Origin of the sequence: Citrobacter sp. Cf072, from assembly GCF_030334485.1 — a bacterium.
In the GTDB taxonomy this organism is placed as follows: domain Bacteria; phylum Pseudomonadota; class Gammaproteobacteria; order Enterobacterales; family Enterobacteriaceae; genus Citrobacter; species Citrobacter freundii.
In genome coordinates this window covers 58,433-72,883 of sequence record NZ_JAOWDX010000043.1, presented here as the reverse complement: position 1 = coordinate 72,883, position 14,451 = coordinate 58,433, and the positions used below count along the sequence as shown (strand labels likewise).

Below are 14,451 nucleotides of genomic sequence, written 5' to 3'. Positions count from 1 at the left end.
GGATAATATCTTGTAGGCCGGAGCAGACGTTAAACTTTAAACACCGCCACCGTCTGGTTCAACCGTGCGGCCTGCTCTTCGAGCGCGGCAGCGGCGGAAGCGGATTCCTCCACCAGCGAGGCGTTTTGCTGCGTGACGCGATCCATCTCAGCCACCGCCTGACCGACCTGATCGATACCCCGACTCTGTTCATCAGAGGCCGACGCAATTTCTCCCATAATATCGGTAACCTGGGTGACGGCACTGACAATTTCCGCCATCGTCTCACCCGCCTCATGCACCAGCGCCGTACCGGCATTGACCCGATTCCCTGAGTCATCAATCAACGCCTTAATTTCTTTTGCCGCCTGAGCGCTACGCTGCGCCAGCGTGCGCACCTCGCCTGCGACTACAGCAAAGCCACGCCCCTGTTCGCCCGCTCGCGCCGCTTCTACCGCCGCGTTCAGCGCTAGGATGTTGGTCTGGAAAGCAATACCGTCGATAACAGTAGTAATTTGCGCAATTTTGCTGGAACTGGTGGCGATTTCATCCATCGTACGCACCACGCCATCAACCACGGTTCCGCCTTTCTGCGCCGTCTGCGAAGCATTTTTTGCCAGGCTGGTCGCCTGACGCGCGTTATCTGCATTCTGTCTCACGGTTGCAGTAAGTTGTTCCATGCTGGCTGCGGTCTCCTCCAGAGAGGCGGCCTGCTGTTCGGTACGTGAAGAGAGATCGTTACTGCCAGCGGCAATTTCACCCGCGCCGGTATAGATGGTGTCAGCCCCGTCACGCACCACGCTGACCGTGTTCGCCAGCGCCTGCTGCATGTCGCGGACGTTGCCTGCCAGCAGCGCCATTTCATTACTGCCATCGGCATTGATGCGGTGAGTCAAATCACCTGCGGCAATATGGCGAATATGTCCCATCACCTCGTGGAGCGGCTTGAGCAGCACTCGCTGCATCGCCAGCCAACTGGCGATAATCACGGTGACGACAATCAGCATCACCGCGGACAGCAGCCAGATTATCTTCTGGTAGTCACTCTCATTGTCCTGTACCCCGGCAGTGGCCAGCGCCGTTTGCGCGCTACGCCATTCCCGATAAACTTCCTGCATGGCCGTTTGCTTTTGCTCGGCGTTCTGCTTGAACATATCTTCCAGCTTTCCTTCAGCCAGCAGCGCGTTCATTTTTGCCAGCGTCGCAGAATAGATGCCGTACTGTTCTTCCAGTCGATCGGCCAGATGCTCATCCAACCCCGGCGTTTCCGGTAGAGCGTAGTATTTATCGTAATGCTCTTTCGATTCGGCCAACAGGCGATTTGCTGTGTTCACCAACTCCTTCAACTGACCGCCGTTAATCTCGCTAGCCATCGTTCCCTGTAAACGCAGCATGCCCCGGTTGAGCGTGACGCGAGCCTGGTTCAGGCTAATCCACGCATCGGTAAACTCGGCCACATTCTGGCTGGAAAGTTGAGACACGTTAAAGTTCTGCTTATCGTTATTGAGCGCGCCAATAAAGACGCCCGCGGAGATGAGCTGCATTGCGCCCAGGGCGAGTAACACGGTGATAAGTAAGGTTATCACTTTGATTCGTTTGAACATCTGTAGCCTTTTTATTATGCAGGTATTGTCTGAGGTCTAACTATCGGCAGCGGCGTGCGCTTATTTAATCCTGTCGAGCCGCTTTTTTCGCCGCCCCTCACCTTTCCAATAAGATTCAGCACCTTAACGAAATAAGAAATTTTCGTGACGTTCATCACAAAACACCCCACCCCGAAAGGGTTATATCCTTCGCCATAAGTTGTATTTAAAATACATCTTATATTATTGAGAATGAGGTAACGGCAATGTCTTATCGCGATCAACCTTTAGGTGAACTGGCGCTCTCTATTCCTCGCGCTTCGGCCCTGTTTCGTAAATACGATATGGATTACTGCTGCGGCGGTAAGCAAACGCTGGCACGCGCTGCCGCGCGTAAAGAGCTGGATTTAGACGTTATTGAGGCGCAGCTTGCGCAGCTGGCTGAACAGCCGCTGGAGAAAGACTGGCGTACCGTGGCTCTGGCTGAAATCATCGACCATATCATCGTACGTTATCACGACAGACACCGCGAACAGCTGCCGGAGCTGATCCTGCAGGCCACAAAAGTTGAACGCGTTCACGCAGACAAACCGAACGTACCGCGCGGTCTGGCGAAAAATCTGACCATGCTGCATGAAGAGCTGTCCAGCCACATGATGAAAGAAGAGCAGATCCTGTTCCCGATGATCAAACAGGGCATGGGTAGCCAGGCGATGGGGCCAATCAGCGTGATGGAAAGCGAACATGACGATGCGGGTGAACTGGTGGAAGTGATCAAACACATCACCCACAACGTGACGCCGCCGCCAGAAGCCTGCACCACCTGGAAAGCCATGTATAACGGCATTAACGAAATGATCGATGACCTGATGGAACACATCAGCCTGGAAAACAATGTGTTGTTCCCGCGTGCCCTCGCAGGTGAATAAAAAAAGGCGCCCGAGAGCGCCTTCCTGAAGTCCGAATTCGGCCACTGCTTATGTGGCCTTTTTTGTGTCCGATATGACAACGCTTAACGCATACCCGCCATACGTTTCTTACCGATAAACAACCAGCCCAGACCCAGCGCGATGAACCACAGCGGCGTCACCATCAACGCCTGACGGGTATCATCTTCCAGCGTCAGCAGTACCAGTACGAAGACGAAGAACGCCATACATACCCAGCACATCAGCTTGCCTAACGGCATCTTGTAGATTGATTTTTCATGCAGGTGAGGACGTTGCTTGCGGTACACCAGGTACGAGCAAAGAATGATGGTCCAGACGAACATGAACAGAATCGCCGACACGGTGGTGATCATGGTGAACGCGCCAATCACGCTCGGGTTCACGTACAGCATCACCACGCCGCCCAACAGACAGATACAGGAGAAGGTTAACCCCTTCGCCGGAACTGCGCGTTTAGACAGCTTGGCAAATGCTTTAGGCGCAACGCCTTCCTGCGCCAGGCCGAACAGCATACGGCTGGTAGAGAACACGCCGCTGTTTGCGGAAGAGGCAGCTGAAGTCAGAACCACAAAGTTGATCAGGCTCGCCGCAGCAGGCAGACCAACCAGCACAAACAGTTCAACGAATGGGCTCTTGGTTGGTACTACCGAGCTCCACGGCGTTACGGACATAATCACGATCAGCGCGAACACGTAGAACATGATAATACGGATTGGAATCGAGTTAATGGCGCGCGGCAGAGATTTCTCAGGATCCTTGGTTTCCGCAGCGGTCGTTCCCACCAGCTCAATACCCACAAACGCGAACACCGCTATCTGGAAGCCGGCAAAGAAGCCGCTCAGACCTTTCGGGAACCAGCCACCGTCATTCCACAGATGCGTGAACGATGCCTGAACGCCGGTTGGCGACTGGAAGTGCGTCAGCACCATCACCAGACCGACGACAATCAGGCCGATGATGGCGACGATTTTGATCATCGCAAACCAGAACTCCATCTCACCGAACATTTTTACGGTGGCGAGGTTGAGGCTCAGCAGCAGCACAATCACCGCCAGCGAGGCGACCCAGTCTGACAGTTCGGGGAACCAGAATTGCGCATACGCGGTAATCGCGACAACGTCTGCCATCCCAGTAACGACCCAGCAGAACCAGTAGGTCCAGCCGGTAAAATACCCGGCCCACGGCCCGAGCAGGTCGGAGGCGAAATCACTAAACGATTTGTACTCCAGATTCGAGAGCAGCAATTCACCCATTGCCCGCATCACGAAAAACAGCATAAAACCGATGATCATATATACAAAGATGATCGACGGTCCGGCGAGACTGATGGTTTTACCGGAGCCCATAAACAGGCCAGTACCGATAGCACCACCAATAGCAATAAGTTGAATATGACGGTTTGTGAGATTGCGCCGTAGCGACTGTTCAGACGACGCCTCTTCAGCGGTGTCGACTTTTACCTGATCTACCATGTTTTTTCTTCCTGTACCTGTCTGTGTTGTTCAGGCTCTACGGCCTTTAGTGTGTCTATGATACGACGATCCTGTTATCAGGACTCATCGATATTAGGTAAGAATTGGCGGGATGAATACTAAGATTTAGATATAATGTTAATTTAATGTTTAAAGTGAGTGTCATATCACTCTGATAGCGCGAATCAGCTCACAAAAATACACGCTGATGCGGCATTTGCAAGATAAAATATCGACAACGACGTAACTATAGCTTTTCACGCTATTTATTTGTTCCCCCCGACCTCGGGGGGAACAGAAGTCACTGCTTACAGGATCTCAAGCAGCTCAACGTCGAACACCAGCGTGCTGAACGGAGGAATGGACGCGCCAGCACCACGCTCGCCGTAAGCCAGTTCCTGAGGAATAGTCAGTTCCCATTTCGAACCTACCGGCATCAGGGTCAGTGCTTCAATCCAGCCAGGGATTACGCCGTTAACCGGGAATTCAGCCGGTTCGCCACGTGCGACAGAGCTGTCAAACACGGTACCGTCGATCAGTTTACCGGTATAATGCACGCGAACGCGGTCAGTACGCGCCGGAATAGCCCCTTCGCCCTGAGTCAGAACACGGAACTGCAAACCGGATTCAGTGCTGTTCACACCCTCTTTCTCACGGTTTTCTTCCAGATATTTGACGCCATCAGCCGCCATAGCCTGGAAGCGTTCGCGACGTACTGCATCAGCGCGTTCATGGATTTCACGCAGCGCGCGATGCACAACATCAACCGGCACTGCCGGGTGCTTACCTTCCAGCGCGTCAGCGATACCCGCTACCAGCGCTTCAGGCAACAGTCCTTCCAGTCCGGATTCGCTCAGCTGTTGTCCTACCTGCAAACCAATGCCGTAGCTTGCTTGCGCTTCGATAGTGTCAAAAGTCGGGTTAGCCATCATATTTCCTTTCATCGGATGTAAAGTAGCGGGCAGCATATCAGCCATGCCGCATCCGGTAAAACTTTGTCTCGGGAACAGATGACAAATCGCGAGGAAACATAAACAATAGGAATATCCCGCGTTGACGTCACGAAAGCGGGTAATATGACGAACATCATAGCGTTAGCCATCTATACTCTATGATCGAGGAACGAGACGCGGAGCAGGAGGAAAGCCATGCCCGGGCGCTTTGAATTAAAACCAACCCTGGCGAAAATCTGGCATGCACCGGACAATTTTCGCATTATGGATCCGCTACCGCCTATGCACCGCCGCGGCATTATTATTGCTGCTATCGTGCTGGTGATAGGTTTCCTGCTTCCTTCCAGTGACACCAGCGATGCCCCTGTGGTGACGCGTACTGCCCAGCTGGATTTACAGTCACAGTCGCAGCCACCAACCGAGGCTCAGCTACAGGCACAGTTAGTCGCCCCGCAAAACGATCCCGGCCAGGTCGCTCCGGTTGCTCCAGAGCCAATCCAGGAAGGAGAACCTGATGCGCAGCCGCAGGCTCAGCAATCTCAGCCGCAGACGCAACCTTTCCAACAGGATAGCGGAATTGAGCAACAGTGGCGCTCTTATCGCGTAGACTCGGGCAAAACGCTGGCCCAGGTCTTCCGTGACCATAACCTCCCGCCAACCGATGTGTATGCAATGGCGCAGGTTGAAGGCGCGGGAAAACCGCTAAGCAACCTGAAAGACGGTCAGATGGTGCAGATCAGGCAGAATGCCAATGGCGTGGTGACGGGATTAACCATTGATACCGGGAATGGCCAGCAGGTTCTGTTCACCCGCCAGCCTAACGGCAGTTTTATTCGCGCCCGTTAAGCGGCGCCATCAGGCATCAAGGTGAAGCGTCAGCGCTTCACCTTATTCACCCACCAGATCCCCGAACAGACCAGCACCAGCGCCAGTGAGTATTTCCATTCGAGAATGTTTTCGCCGAGGAATATCGCCGACAGCACCGCCCCCGAAACCGGGATCAGGAAGTTAAACGGCGCAATCATCCCCACACGATTATGCTTGAGCAGAATACTCCACAAGGCAAAGGCGACCGAAGAGAGTAACGTCAGGTAGCCCAGAATTGCTACCGAAGACGCACCGTGTACGGTCAGCGTGCCGCCAAAAGCGTAGCCACCGATAACCAACGCCAGACCGCCACCGCCCAACTGGTACCCTGTCATTACCGTCGGGTCCACCGTCTGAGAAATACGTTTTCCATATAGCGTGGCAGCAGAAAGAATAAAGGCCGCCATCACTACTGAGCCGTCTCCTAACAGGCTGAAACTAAAATCCATTCCGCTGCTAAAGTTCACTACCATCACCCCAGCAAAGCCAAGGATACAGCCCAGCGCTTTGTTGTAGCTCAGTTTGTCATTATGGTAGATAAAATGGGCCAGTAGCACGCTGAAGAAGGTCCCTGTCGCATTCATGATGGACCCTTTCACCCCCGTCGTGAAAGCCAGGCCAATATAGAAGAAGATGTATTGCAGCGAGGTTTGCGTCAGCCCCAACAGCGTGAGTTGGCCGTACTGACGCGGGCTTAACCGGCCAATCGGTTTTCGCTGCGCCATCGCCAGCATTAGCAGCAATATTCCCGCAAACAGAAAGCGATATCCGGCAAAGACAATCTTTGAGGGAATGTCATCCGTGGCAATCTGGAAGATCTCATATCCGCTTTTGATCGCCGGATAGGCGCTCCCCCACAGCAGGCAGCAGAACGCCGCGCTCAGATAGACAACATTTTTACGCGCAAACAGAGGTTGGTGCGTTGGTTCCATTCCATCACCACTTTGAAATAATGTTTTATTTTTGTGATTATCCCGAAAAGGATAAAGAATAGCCAGAGAGAAAAGCGGGGGAACAGAAAAGCAAAACGCCGGCACAGGGCCGGCGCTTTTACGCGGTCATCAGAATAAAAACTTATTCTGCAACTACGTTTACAGTCAGCTTAGCAAACACTTCGCTGTGAACCTGGAAGCTCACTTCGTGCTCACCAGTGGTACGCAGAACGCCGTTCGGCAGACGAACTTCGCTCTTAGCAACTTCAACGCCAGCTGCAGTTACAGCGTCAGCGATGTCGCGAGTACCGATGGAACCGAACAGTTTACCTTCGTCGCCAGCTTTAGACGCGATGGTTACGGTTTCCAGTGCGTTGATTTTCTCAGCACGAGCTTCAGCAGCGGACAGAACGTCAGCCAGTTTAGCTTCCAGCTCAGCGCGACGCGCTTCGAAAAATTCAACGTTTTTCTTGGTAGCAGGAACAGCTTTACCCTGTGGTACCAGGAAGTTACGAGCATAGCCCGCTTTAACGTTAACCTGATCACCCAGGCTACCCAGGTTTGCTACTTTATCAAGCAGAATAACTTGCATTACCTTATCCTCTCAAAGTCGTATTAATGGACCGTGACCGATTACTGATGACGATCAGTGTACGGCAGCAGAGACAGGTAGCGAGCGCGTTTGATAGCGCGAGCCAGCTGACGCTGGTATTTTGCACGGGTACCGGTGATACGGCTTGGGACAATCTTACCGCTTTCGGTGATGTAGTTTTTCAGCGTAGCGATATCTTTATAGTCGATCTCTTGAACGCCTTCCGCGGTGAAACGGCAGAACTTGCGACGACGGAAATAACGTGCCATATGGCTAGTCTCCAGAATCTATCAATTCAATCTGCTCGGCATGCAGAACCATTTTGCTCAGGCCGTTCTTTGCCTTGTGGCAAGAGATGAACCCCTGAACGGTCACTGCGCTACCGACCGTTATACTGTGAGTAATGGCCTGGTTTTCGTGTCCGCTAATAATAACGGGCATTTGGCACCACGCCTGCCGGTGAAACCCGGCTTCCTCCTGCACAGAACGATGCTCAAGCACGAACTGGCAATGAGGAATTCCTGATGGACTGACCTTTCGAAGGGGAGCCCTGCACACGGTGCCGGACAACGCCAGACGGTTGGTCATCAGAAATTACTCTTCAGAATCCCCAGCTTCAGCATCATCTGCGGTTTCGTTAGCGAAATCATCGCGACGCTCACGGCGCTCGTCTTTCGCTTTAACCATCGGAGATGCTTCGGTAACAGCGTGTTTAGTACGCATAACCATGCTGCGGATAACGGCATCGTTGAAGCGGAAGGTAGTTTCCAGCTCATCGATCACTTCCTGCGGCGCTTCAACGTTCATCAGAACGTAGTGAGCTTTGTGCAGTTTGTTGATCGGGTAAGCCAGCTGACGGCGGCCCCAGTCTTCCAGACGGTGGATCGTGCCTTCTGCACCAGTGATGGCAGCAGTGTAGCGTTCGATCATACCCGGAACCTGTTCGCTCTGGTCAGGATGGACCATAAAAACGATTTCGTAATGACGCATCGAATTGCTCCTTACGGATTATTCAGCCTCCTGTCTGGGTCAGCCGAGGCCCATGGAGGCAAGGAACGTGTTAAAGGTCGGCTGAAAAATGACGCGTCATAATACTGGGGTCAGCAGTTAAACTCAAGGTGCTTGTACGATTATTTATCATGTCGCCATTAATACATATCCAGCAGCATTTTGACGCTGATACAAATAGAGACGATGACAATCATGGGTCGGATGACTTTCTTGCCGCGCGTCAGTACGACTGTCGCACCCAGACGTGCGCCAAGGGATTGCCCGGCAAACATCACCAGCCCCAGCGACCAGATCATTTTACCGCCGAAAATGAAGAACAGAATCGAGGCAATGTTCGACGCCAGGTTGATAAAATTCGAGTGGATTTGCGCTTTATCGATACTGTACCCCCACAGCAGGATATAGCAGAGCGTATAAAAGGAGCCGGCCCCGGCACCGAGAAAACCATCATAAAACCCAATACCTCCCCCGCAGATCAACGAGAAGAGAAACAGGGATACCTGCTGCTTTCTTTTCGGTTCGCTAAGATTAGGCGCAGAAATAAAGTAGATAGCGACCGCGATAATCAGGATCGGCAGCAGTTTCTTCAACACGTCCGGTTCAATAAACTGGATAAGCGTTGTGCCCATCGCAGAACCGATAAAGGCAGATAAAAAGACATATTTATGCTCCTGCACATTAATATGTCCCCGGCGTAAAAAGTAAATTCCGGAGGTTAGCGAGCTACCCAGTGCCTGAATTTTATTGGTTGCCAGCGCATTAGCCGGGGGTAAACCAGAAATTAAGAGAGCGCCAATAGAGAGAAAACCACCGCCGCCCGACACCACGTTAATAAAGCCAGCCACCAGCGCGACCATAAACATAATCACGAAATAGCTGAAATCCATGAATGAAGTATCCATAAGTTTTTGCCTAATTATCATAAAGTTATATTAATTATCTGGCTCACTATAAACGGCGTACTCACCCGATTAAATTGACTATTTGGTAAGAGCTTATGCGCGTAAGGCAGGTATTTTTAACCGTAGCGGAAGGCATCAGCTGATTGTTAATTAAAGAAAAGATGGCTTTGCGGTAATTTTTTGAACAACTGCATCAGAAATGGTCGCTATCGACTGCGCCGGCAGCGGTTAAAATTAAATCAGAAGTTATCCACTCACAGGAGAGAGCTAACCAGAGACCGCAGTCGAGGAGGTACATATGCGAGCCCGTGTTTTGACCCTTCTGGCTGTACTTTTGCTCAGTGCAAATGCAACGGCAGCCATCAAAATTGACAATCATCAGGCCAGGAATATGGATGATGTGCAGAGCTTAGGCGTTATTTACATAAATCATAATTTCGCCACTGAAAGTGAAGCCACTCAGGCCCTGAATGAAGAAACCGATGCGCAAGGCGCAACCTACTATCACGTGATCCTCACCAGGGAACCCGGTAGTAACGGAAATATGCACGCCAGTGCAGATATTTATCGCTAGCACCAGAAACAACCAACGAGAACATTGCCACAGTTTGACTTGCCCCCTTCACTGGGGGCTTTTTTTTGCAAAACAATCCCGAAGCCAGACCGATCTCATCCCCATGAAGAGTTGGCTCCGGAACGTTTTTTCTTACTTCTGGCCGTAATAGGCATTTGGGCCGTGCTTACGCATGAAGTGCTTATTCATCAGGTAACTGTCGATGGGGCTGAGCGCCGGATTAATGCCACGCGCAATCCATGCCATTTTTGCCACCTCTTCCATCACCACAGCGTTATGTACCGCGTCGTGAGCATCTTTGCCCCAGGCAAACGGGCCATGTTGGTACACCACTACGCCAGGCGTATGTAAAGGTTCCACCTCCCCGAGCGTTTCAATAATCACCCTACCGGTATTAAGTTCATACTCCTCCTGAACTTCAGCTTCAGTTAAAGCCCGGGTACAGGGAATATCGCCAAAGAAGTAGTCAGCATGCGTCGTGCCGAGCGCAGGAATTGCCAGACCTGCCTGCGCCCATGCCGTCGCGTGGGTTGAGTGGGTATGCACCACGCCGCCGAGAGAGGAAAAACGGCGATACAGCGCCAGATGGGTGAGGGTGTCGGAAGAAGGACGATAGCGTCCCTCCACCACATTACCGTGCAGATCCACAACCACCATGTCATCCACTGTCATTGTTTGGTAGTCGACGCCACTGGGCTTAATCACCACCAGCCCGCGTTCGCGGTCAATGGCGCTGACGTTACCCCAGGTAAACGTCACCAGCCCGTAGCGCGGCAGATCCATGTTGGCCTCAAAAACCTGCTGTTTACGTTTTTGCATTACACTGCCTCCACCAGGCCCGCGCTGGCCATACGCGCTTTCACCCAGTCGCGCGCCTTCGCCACTTCACGTGCCGGGTCGTCCGACGTTTCGCTCCACATCTCAATCAGGTATGGCCCGCAATACCCACTCTGTTTGAGCGTCGCAAAACAACGTTCGAAATCGACAACCCCTTCACCAAACGGCACATTTTTGAATACGCCGGGTTTGGTATCTTTCACGTGTACGGCAACTATATGGCCCATTCCCGCCTGCAGCTCCATCTGCACGTCGTTATCCCACGCCGATAAATTGCCAATATCGGGATACAGCTGGAACCACGGATTGTTGAGATAGTGGGCGTATCCCAGTGCCTTACTGATCGAATTCATCAGTGGATAATCCATGATTTCCATCGCCAGCGTCACCTGTGCACGGCTCGCCATCTCTACGCTCTCTTTCAGCCCATCGCGGAACCGACGACGCGTTTCGTTATTGGCCTGCTGGTAATAAACGTCGTAACCCGCCAGCTGAATCACACGGATGCCGATATCCTGGGCGAACTGGATGGCTTTACGCATGATCTCCAGCCCCTGTTCGCGTACCGCATCATCTTCACTACCAAGCGGAAAACGACGATGAGCGCTCAGGCACATGGACGGTACCCGTATCCCGGTGTCGGCGATAGCGGCCACCAGCGCCAGTCGCTGCTCGCGGTTCCAGTCAAGACGCGCCAGGCGAGCGTCGGTTTCATCAACCGACATTTCGACAAAGTCAAAGCCCAGTTCCTTCGCCAGTTGCAAGCGTTCCAGCCAGCACTCCCCGCCGGGGAGTGCTTTTTCATAAATACCGAGCGGGACCTGTTTCGACAACATAGTCGCTCCTCATCCCCACAGTTGGGCGATAGAACGTTTGAACTGACGGGCCGCTTCCACCGGAGAGGCGGCATCGCGAATACTGCGGCCGGCAATAAAGACGTGAATCGGAATTCCCTGGAACAGCGGCAGATCTTCCAGCGCCAGACCGCCGGTGACGGTGACTTTAAAGCCCATCTCGGACAGACGCTTGATCGCGCTGATATCCGCTTCTCCCCACGCCACGCCCGCCGCCTGCGCATCACGACTGCGGTGATATACAACTTGCCCAATCCCTGCGTCACGCCACTCTTGCGCCTGCTCCCAGGTCCAGTAACCAGTCAGTTCAATCTGTACATCACCGTTAAATTCTTTCGCCACCTCCAGCGCACCCTTGGTGGTGTTGATATCGGCACAGCAGATGACGGTGACCCAGTCGGCGTTGGCTTCGAAACACATGCGGGAGAGGATTTTTCCCGCATCGGCAATTTTGGCGTCCGCCAGCACAATTTTATGTGGGTAAAGCGCTTTCAGATCGCGAACGGCGCGCACGCCCTCTGCCACGCAAAGAATAGTGCCCACCTCAATGATATCGACCTCTTCGGCAATCAGACGCGTCGTTTCATACGCGGAAGACATTGATTGGTTATCCAGCGCAACCTGCAACATAGGTAATGACATTTTGGTATCCTTTTAAACAGCCGCCGCAGTGGCGTTATCAATTAAATCCAACACTTCCTGCGCGGTGCGGCAGGCGCGTAAACGGTCGAAATTGGCTTCGTCATCAAAGAGATTCACGATCTGCATGATGCCCACTTCCTGATGCGTGTTGGCGTCAACTGCCGCCATCGTGATCAGAATGTCGACCGGGTCGTTATCCTCGTGGTTAAACACCAGCGGCGTTTTCAGCGTCACCAGCGCAAAACCGGTTTTCTTGACCCCTTCCTCCGGACGGCCGTGCGGCATCGCCAGGCCTGGCGCAATCACAAAGTACGGGCCAAACTGCTCAACGCCATCAAGGATGGCCTGGTAGTAGCGTGGTTCAACCACATCAGCCTTAACCAGCAGATCCACGCCAAGCTTTACCGCTTCCTGCCAGGTACTGGCCTCGGCTTGCAAAAGGATGGAACTATTGTCTGCCAGCGAGTCACGTAATTTCATATGCCGCCCCTTACTTCACGTCCTGCGGAAAATGCGCTTTGATCACTTCCAGCAGTTTTGGTCCAAAATCGGCAGGAGACAGCATGTTGCGTACGCCAACGACATATTTATTGCCAGAAACGGTAATCTCACCGGCGATATGCGTAGAGGCGATGATAATATCCGCTCCGCTCAGTTCACTTTTGTATTCGCCCACGGCGCAGCTGTTTACCGTATGGTCAATATTTGACTGGGTTAAAAACTGGTCCACCTTCATTTTCATGATCATGGAACTGCCCTGCCCATTGCCACACACAGCCAGAATACGTACGGTCATAATCGGAACTCCTTATTAAGCAGAGTGTTCTGCCAGTTGTTTTTCTGCGTCTTCCTCAGCACGCAACGTGCGTCCTGCGAAAAACATATAAGCCAGTGCAATCAGAATAATGACGGCCATAAACACGATGCCGATGGAGGCAAAGCCTTGCATCATCGGCGGTGCCAGAATTGACCAGTCCGCCATGCCCATCCAGGCGCTCATACCGGTGAGCTTCACCGCCCAGACGCAGCCGAAGATTTCGATCATCCCCATCACCAGGCAAATCTTGAGCGCTGCGCGCCAGCCGCCAAAGTGGTTAGCAAATACGCCGATAGTGGCGTTCGAGAAGAACATCGGGATAAAGCCTGGGATAATCAGAATGGAAGAGCCGCAGGCCACAAGGATGCCCACCGCAATCAGTTGGCCGATGGTCCCCCACATAAAGCCCCAGACCACCGCGTTAGGAGCAAAGCTATAAATCGCCGCGCAGTCGATGGCCAGTACCGCGCCCGGGATCAGGCGTTGAGAGATACCGTTGAACGCTTCTGAAAGTTCAGCAACGAACATACGTACGCCCTGGGTGATGATGAAGATAGCGACAGCAAACGAAAAACCGGTTTGCAGGATATACACCGTCCAGTGGGTTTTACCCGCCATCGCCTGAACCACATCAATGCCGAAAGAGAGCAGGATCGCCCCGAAGAAGATGGTCATCACAATCGCGGTAGAAACGATGTTGTCGTGGAAGATATTCAGCCAGCCTGGCAGCTTGAGATCTTCTACGCTCTCCTCTTTCTTACCCAGATACGGCGCGACTTTGTAAGCAATCCAGGAGGCGAACTGCTGCTGGTGACCGATGGAAAAACCACAGCCGTCGGTCACTTCCTGGGTCGGCTTGTACATCATATTGGAGGTAATGCCCCAGTAGAGCGACACCAGCACCGCGGTACAGATGATGGTGGTCCACATGGAATAGCCAAAGATGTAGAAAGAGACGGCGATCAGGCCCGCCTGCTGGAACATGATGTGCCCGGTCAGCATGATGGTACGAATACCGGTAATCCGCCGTAGCAGCACGTAACAAATGTTTAGCGCCAGCGCCAACAGTACCGCGTACCCTACCCAGCTATAGGCATCCCCCATACGTTCGATGGTTGCCATCATGGAGGCATAGGTATCGGAAATCGCACCGTTGATACCGTAAACCTCGGACATCTTCGCCACTACCGGTTTAAACGTGCTGGTCAGAATGCCCGACCCTGCCTGCAATAACATAAAACCGATAATCGTTTTGATCGTGCCTTTGATAATAACGCTGACACTTTTACGCAACAGGATGTAGCCGAGGCAGGTCACAATACCCAACAGCAACGGTGCATTGGTCATGACCTGATTAAAAAAGACGGTAAAGATGTTGTAGAGGATCTCCATAACGATCTCCAGTAGACGAAGTTGCTGAACATTCATTACAGATGCCCAGGATGTTGTGCTCTCACTCTAATTTTCAAAAGTAATCACAACAAGA

Annotated in this window: 18 protein-coding genes; 3 read left to right on the top strand and 15 right to left on the bottom strand. The window is 52.6% G+C overall.

Annotated elements, in window-relative coordinates:
* Window positions 1-29: 29 nt before the first annotated feature.
* Complete coding sequence (locus tag OGX66_RS08390) at window positions 30-1,583, bottom strand: methyl-accepting chemotaxis protein (protein ID WP_200057964.1); 1,554 nt, start codon at window positions 1,581-1,583, stop codon at window positions 30-32.
* Between the two features lie 245 nt (window positions 1,584-1,828).
* Between OGX66_RS08390 and ytfE the strand changes: the two genes are divergently transcribed.
* Window positions 1,829-2,491, top strand: a complete 663-nt coding sequence (gene ytfE, locus OGX66_RS08385) for an iron-sulfur cluster repair protein YtfE (RefSeq protein WP_003025690.1) — start codon at window positions 1,829-1,831, stop codon at window positions 2,489-2,491.
* Window positions 2,492-2,574: 83 nt separating this feature from the next.
* Here ytfE and cycA read toward each other — a convergent pair whose 3' ends face one another.
* Complete coding sequence (cycA, locus tag OGX66_RS08380) at window positions 2,575-3,984, bottom strand: D-serine/D-alanine/glycine transporter (RefSeq protein WP_003025688.1); 1,410 nt, start codon at window positions 3,982-3,984, stop codon at window positions 2,575-2,577.
* Between the two features lie 308 nt (window positions 3,985-4,292).
* A complete protein-coding gene (bamJ, locus tag OGX66_RS08375; RefSeq protein WP_003025685.1) occupies window positions 4,293-4,913 on the bottom strand; it encodes a BamJ family beta-barrel-assembly machinery protein in 621 nt (206 codons plus the stop codon).
* Window positions 4,914-5,132: 219 nt separating this feature from the next.
* Here bamJ and OGX66_RS08370 point away from each other — a divergent pair, with 219 nt between their 5' ends.
* Window positions 5,133-5,783: a LysM-like peptidoglycan-binding domain-containing protein gene (locus OGX66_RS08370; RefSeq protein WP_003025681.1), complete on the top strand. Its 651-nt coding sequence runs from the start codon at window positions 5,133-5,135 to the stop codon at window positions 5,781-5,783.
* 29 nt (window positions 5,784-5,812) lie between these two features.
* Here the strand turns inward: OGX66_RS08370 and OGX66_RS08365 are convergent, their stop codons facing one another.
* The 6 genes from OGX66_RS08365 to OGX66_RS08340 all read right to left on the bottom strand — a co-directional run bounded on the left by OGX66_RS08365 (window position 5,813) and on the right by OGX66_RS08340 (window position 9,241).
* Window positions 5,813-6,736, bottom strand: coding sequence for a DMT family transporter (locus tag OGX66_RS08365; RefSeq protein WP_286511365.1), 924 nt, complete (start codon window positions 6,734-6,736; stop codon window positions 5,813-5,815).
* 142 nt (window positions 6,737-6,878) lie between these two features.
* Window positions 6,879-7,328 (bottom strand): 50S ribosomal protein L9, encoded by a 450-nt coding sequence (rplI, locus tag OGX66_RS08360; protein WP_003025676.1) that lies wholly within the window; start codon window positions 7,326-7,328, stop codon window positions 6,879-6,881.
* A gap of 41 nt (window positions 7,329-7,369) precedes the next feature.
* Entirely contained in the window at window positions 7,370-7,597 is a 228-nt protein-coding gene (gene rpsR, locus OGX66_RS08355; RefSeq protein ID WP_000135199.1) for a 30S ribosomal protein S18, read from the bottom strand.
* A gap of 4 nt (window positions 7,598-7,601) precedes the next feature.
* Window positions 7,602-7,916 carry a primosomal replication protein N gene (priB, locus tag OGX66_RS08350; protein ID WP_003025674.1) on the bottom strand — a complete coding sequence of 105 codons (315 nt, stop codon included), beginning with the start codon at window positions 7,914-7,916 and terminating at the stop codon, window positions 7,602-7,604.
* Window positions 7,917-7,922: 6 nt separating this feature from the next.
* Window positions 7,923-8,318: a 30S ribosomal protein S6 gene (gene rpsF / locus OGX66_RS08345; protein WP_003025672.1), complete on the bottom strand. Its 396-nt coding sequence runs from the start codon at window positions 8,316-8,318 to the stop codon at window positions 7,923-7,925.
* 158 nt (window positions 8,319-8,476) lie between these two features.
* Window positions 8,477-9,241: a TSUP family transporter gene (locus tag OGX66_RS08340; protein WP_003025670.1), complete on the bottom strand. Its 765-nt coding sequence runs from the start codon at window positions 9,239-9,241 to the stop codon at window positions 8,477-8,479.
* Window positions 9,242-9,539: 298 nt separating this feature from the next.
* Between OGX66_RS08340 and yjfY the strand changes: the two genes are divergently transcribed.
* The gene (gene yjfY / locus OGX66_RS08335; protein WP_003025668.1) at window positions 9,540-9,815 is read left to right on the top strand and encodes a DUF1471 family protein YjfY; all 276 of its coding nucleotides are present in this window, start codon (window positions 9,540-9,542) and stop codon (window positions 9,813-9,815) included.
* A gap of 132 nt (window positions 9,816-9,947) precedes the next feature.
* Here the strand turns inward: yjfY and OGX66_RS08330 are convergent, their stop codons facing one another.
* From OGX66_RS08330 to ulaA, 6 genes are read right to left on the bottom strand one after another with little or no spacing between them, the layout of a single operon-like run.
* Window positions 9,948-10,634, bottom strand: a complete 687-nt coding sequence (locus tag OGX66_RS08330) for an L-ribulose-5-phosphate 4-epimerase (protein WP_044713128.1) — start codon at window positions 10,632-10,634, stop codon at window positions 9,948-9,950.
* Window positions 10,634-11,488, bottom strand: coding sequence for an L-ribulose-5-phosphate 3-epimerase (locus tag OGX66_RS08325; protein WP_003839508.1), 855 nt, complete (start codon window positions 11,486-11,488; stop codon window positions 10,634-10,636). Before OGX66_RS08325 ends, OGX66_RS08330 begins: the two co-directional genes overlap by 1 nt.
* Before the next feature lie 9 nt (window positions 11,489-11,497).
* Entirely contained in the window at window positions 11,498-12,148 is a 651-nt protein-coding gene (gene ulaD / locus OGX66_RS08320; protein ID WP_003025660.1) for a 3-keto-L-gulonate-6-phosphate decarboxylase UlaD, read from the bottom strand.
* Between the two features lie 12 nt (window positions 12,149-12,160).
* Window positions 12,161-12,628 carry a PTS ascorbate transporter subunit IIA gene (gene ulaC, locus OGX66_RS08315; RefSeq protein ID WP_003025658.1) on the bottom strand — a complete coding sequence of 156 codons (468 nt, stop codon included), beginning with the start codon at window positions 12,626-12,628 and terminating at the stop codon, window positions 12,161-12,163.
* A 10-nt stretch (window positions 12,629-12,638) separates the two neighbouring features.
* On the bottom strand, window positions 12,639-12,944 hold the full coding sequence (gene ulaB / locus OGX66_RS08310) for a PTS ascorbate transporter subunit IIB (protein ID WP_003025655.1): 306 nt from the start codon (window positions 12,942-12,944) through the stop codon (window positions 12,639-12,641).
* A 15-nt stretch (window positions 12,945-12,959) separates the two neighbouring features.
* Window positions 12,960-14,357: a PTS ascorbate transporter subunit IIC gene (gene ulaA / locus OGX66_RS08305; RefSeq protein WP_003025652.1), complete on the bottom strand. Its 1,398-nt coding sequence runs from the start codon at window positions 14,355-14,357 to the stop codon at window positions 12,960-12,962.
* Between the last annotated feature and the right edge of the window lie 94 nt (window positions 14,358-14,451).

Bases quoted from the DNA above. Each gene is read 5' to 3' on its own strand.
- yjfY (WP_003025668.1), top strand. From the start codon at position 9,540: ATGCGAGCCCGTGTTTTGACCCTTCTGGCTGTACTTTTGCTCAGTGCA.
- ulaC (WP_003025658.1), bottom strand. From the start codon at position 12,628: ATGAAATTACGTGACTCGCTGGCAGACAATAGTTCCATCCTTTTGCAA.
- OGX66_RS08370 (WP_003025681.1), top strand. From the start codon at position 5,133: ATGCCCGGGCGCTTTGAATTAAAACCAACCCTGGCGAAAATCTGGCAT.
- rpsF (WP_003025672.1), bottom strand. From the start codon at position 8,318: ATGCGTCATTACGAAATCGTTTTTATGGTCCATCCTGACCAGAGCGAA.
- ulaA (WP_003025652.1), bottom strand. From the start codon at position 14,357: ATGGAGATCCTCTACAACATCTTTACCGTCTTTTTTAATCAGGTCATG.
- bamJ (WP_003025685.1), bottom strand. From the start codon at position 4,913: ATGGCTAACCCGACTTTTGACACTATCGAAGCGCAAGCAAGCTACGGC.
- ytfE (WP_003025690.1), top strand. From the start codon at position 1,829: ATGTCTTATCGCGATCAACCTTTAGGTGAACTGGCGCTCTCTATTCCT.
- priB (WP_003025674.1), bottom strand. From the start codon at position 7,916: ATGACCAACCGTCTGGCGTTGTCCGGCACCGTGTGCAGGGCTCCCCTT.
- OGX66_RS08325 (WP_003839508.1), bottom strand. From the start codon at position 11,488: ATGTTGTCGAAACAGGTCCCGCTCGGTATTTATGAAAAAGCACTCCCC.
- OGX66_RS08340 (WP_003025670.1), bottom strand. From the start codon at position 9,241: ATGGATACTTCATTCATGGATTTCAGCTATTTCGTGATTATGTTTATG.
- cycA (WP_003025688.1), bottom strand. From the start codon at position 3,984: ATGGTAGATCAGGTAAAAGTCGACACCGCTGAAGAGGCGTCGTCTGAA.
- OGX66_RS08330 (WP_044713128.1), bottom strand. From the start codon at position 10,634: ATGCAAAAACGTAAACAGCAGGTTTTTGAGGCCAACATGGATCTGCCG.
- OGX66_RS08365 (WP_286511365.1), bottom strand. From the start codon at position 6,736: ATGGAACCAACGCACCAACCTCTGTTTGCGCGTAAAAATGTTGTCTAT.
- rplI (WP_003025676.1), bottom strand. From the start codon at position 7,328: ATGCAAGTTATTCTGCTTGATAAAGTAGCAAACCTGGGTAGCCTGGGT.
- OGX66_RS08390 (WP_200057964.1), bottom strand. From the start codon at position 1,583: ATGTTCAAACGAATCAAAGTGATAACCTTACTTATCACCGTGTTACTC.
- ulaB (WP_003025655.1), bottom strand. From the start codon at position 12,944: ATGACCGTACGTATTCTGGCTGTGTGTGGCAATGGGCAGGGCAGTTCC.
- rpsR (WP_000135199.1), bottom strand. From the start codon at position 7,597: ATGGCACGTTATTTCCGTCGTCGCAAGTTCTGCCGTTTCACCGCGGAA.
- ulaD (WP_003025660.1), bottom strand. From the start codon at position 12,148: ATGTCATTACCTATGTTGCAGGTTGCGCTGGATAACCAATCAATGTCT.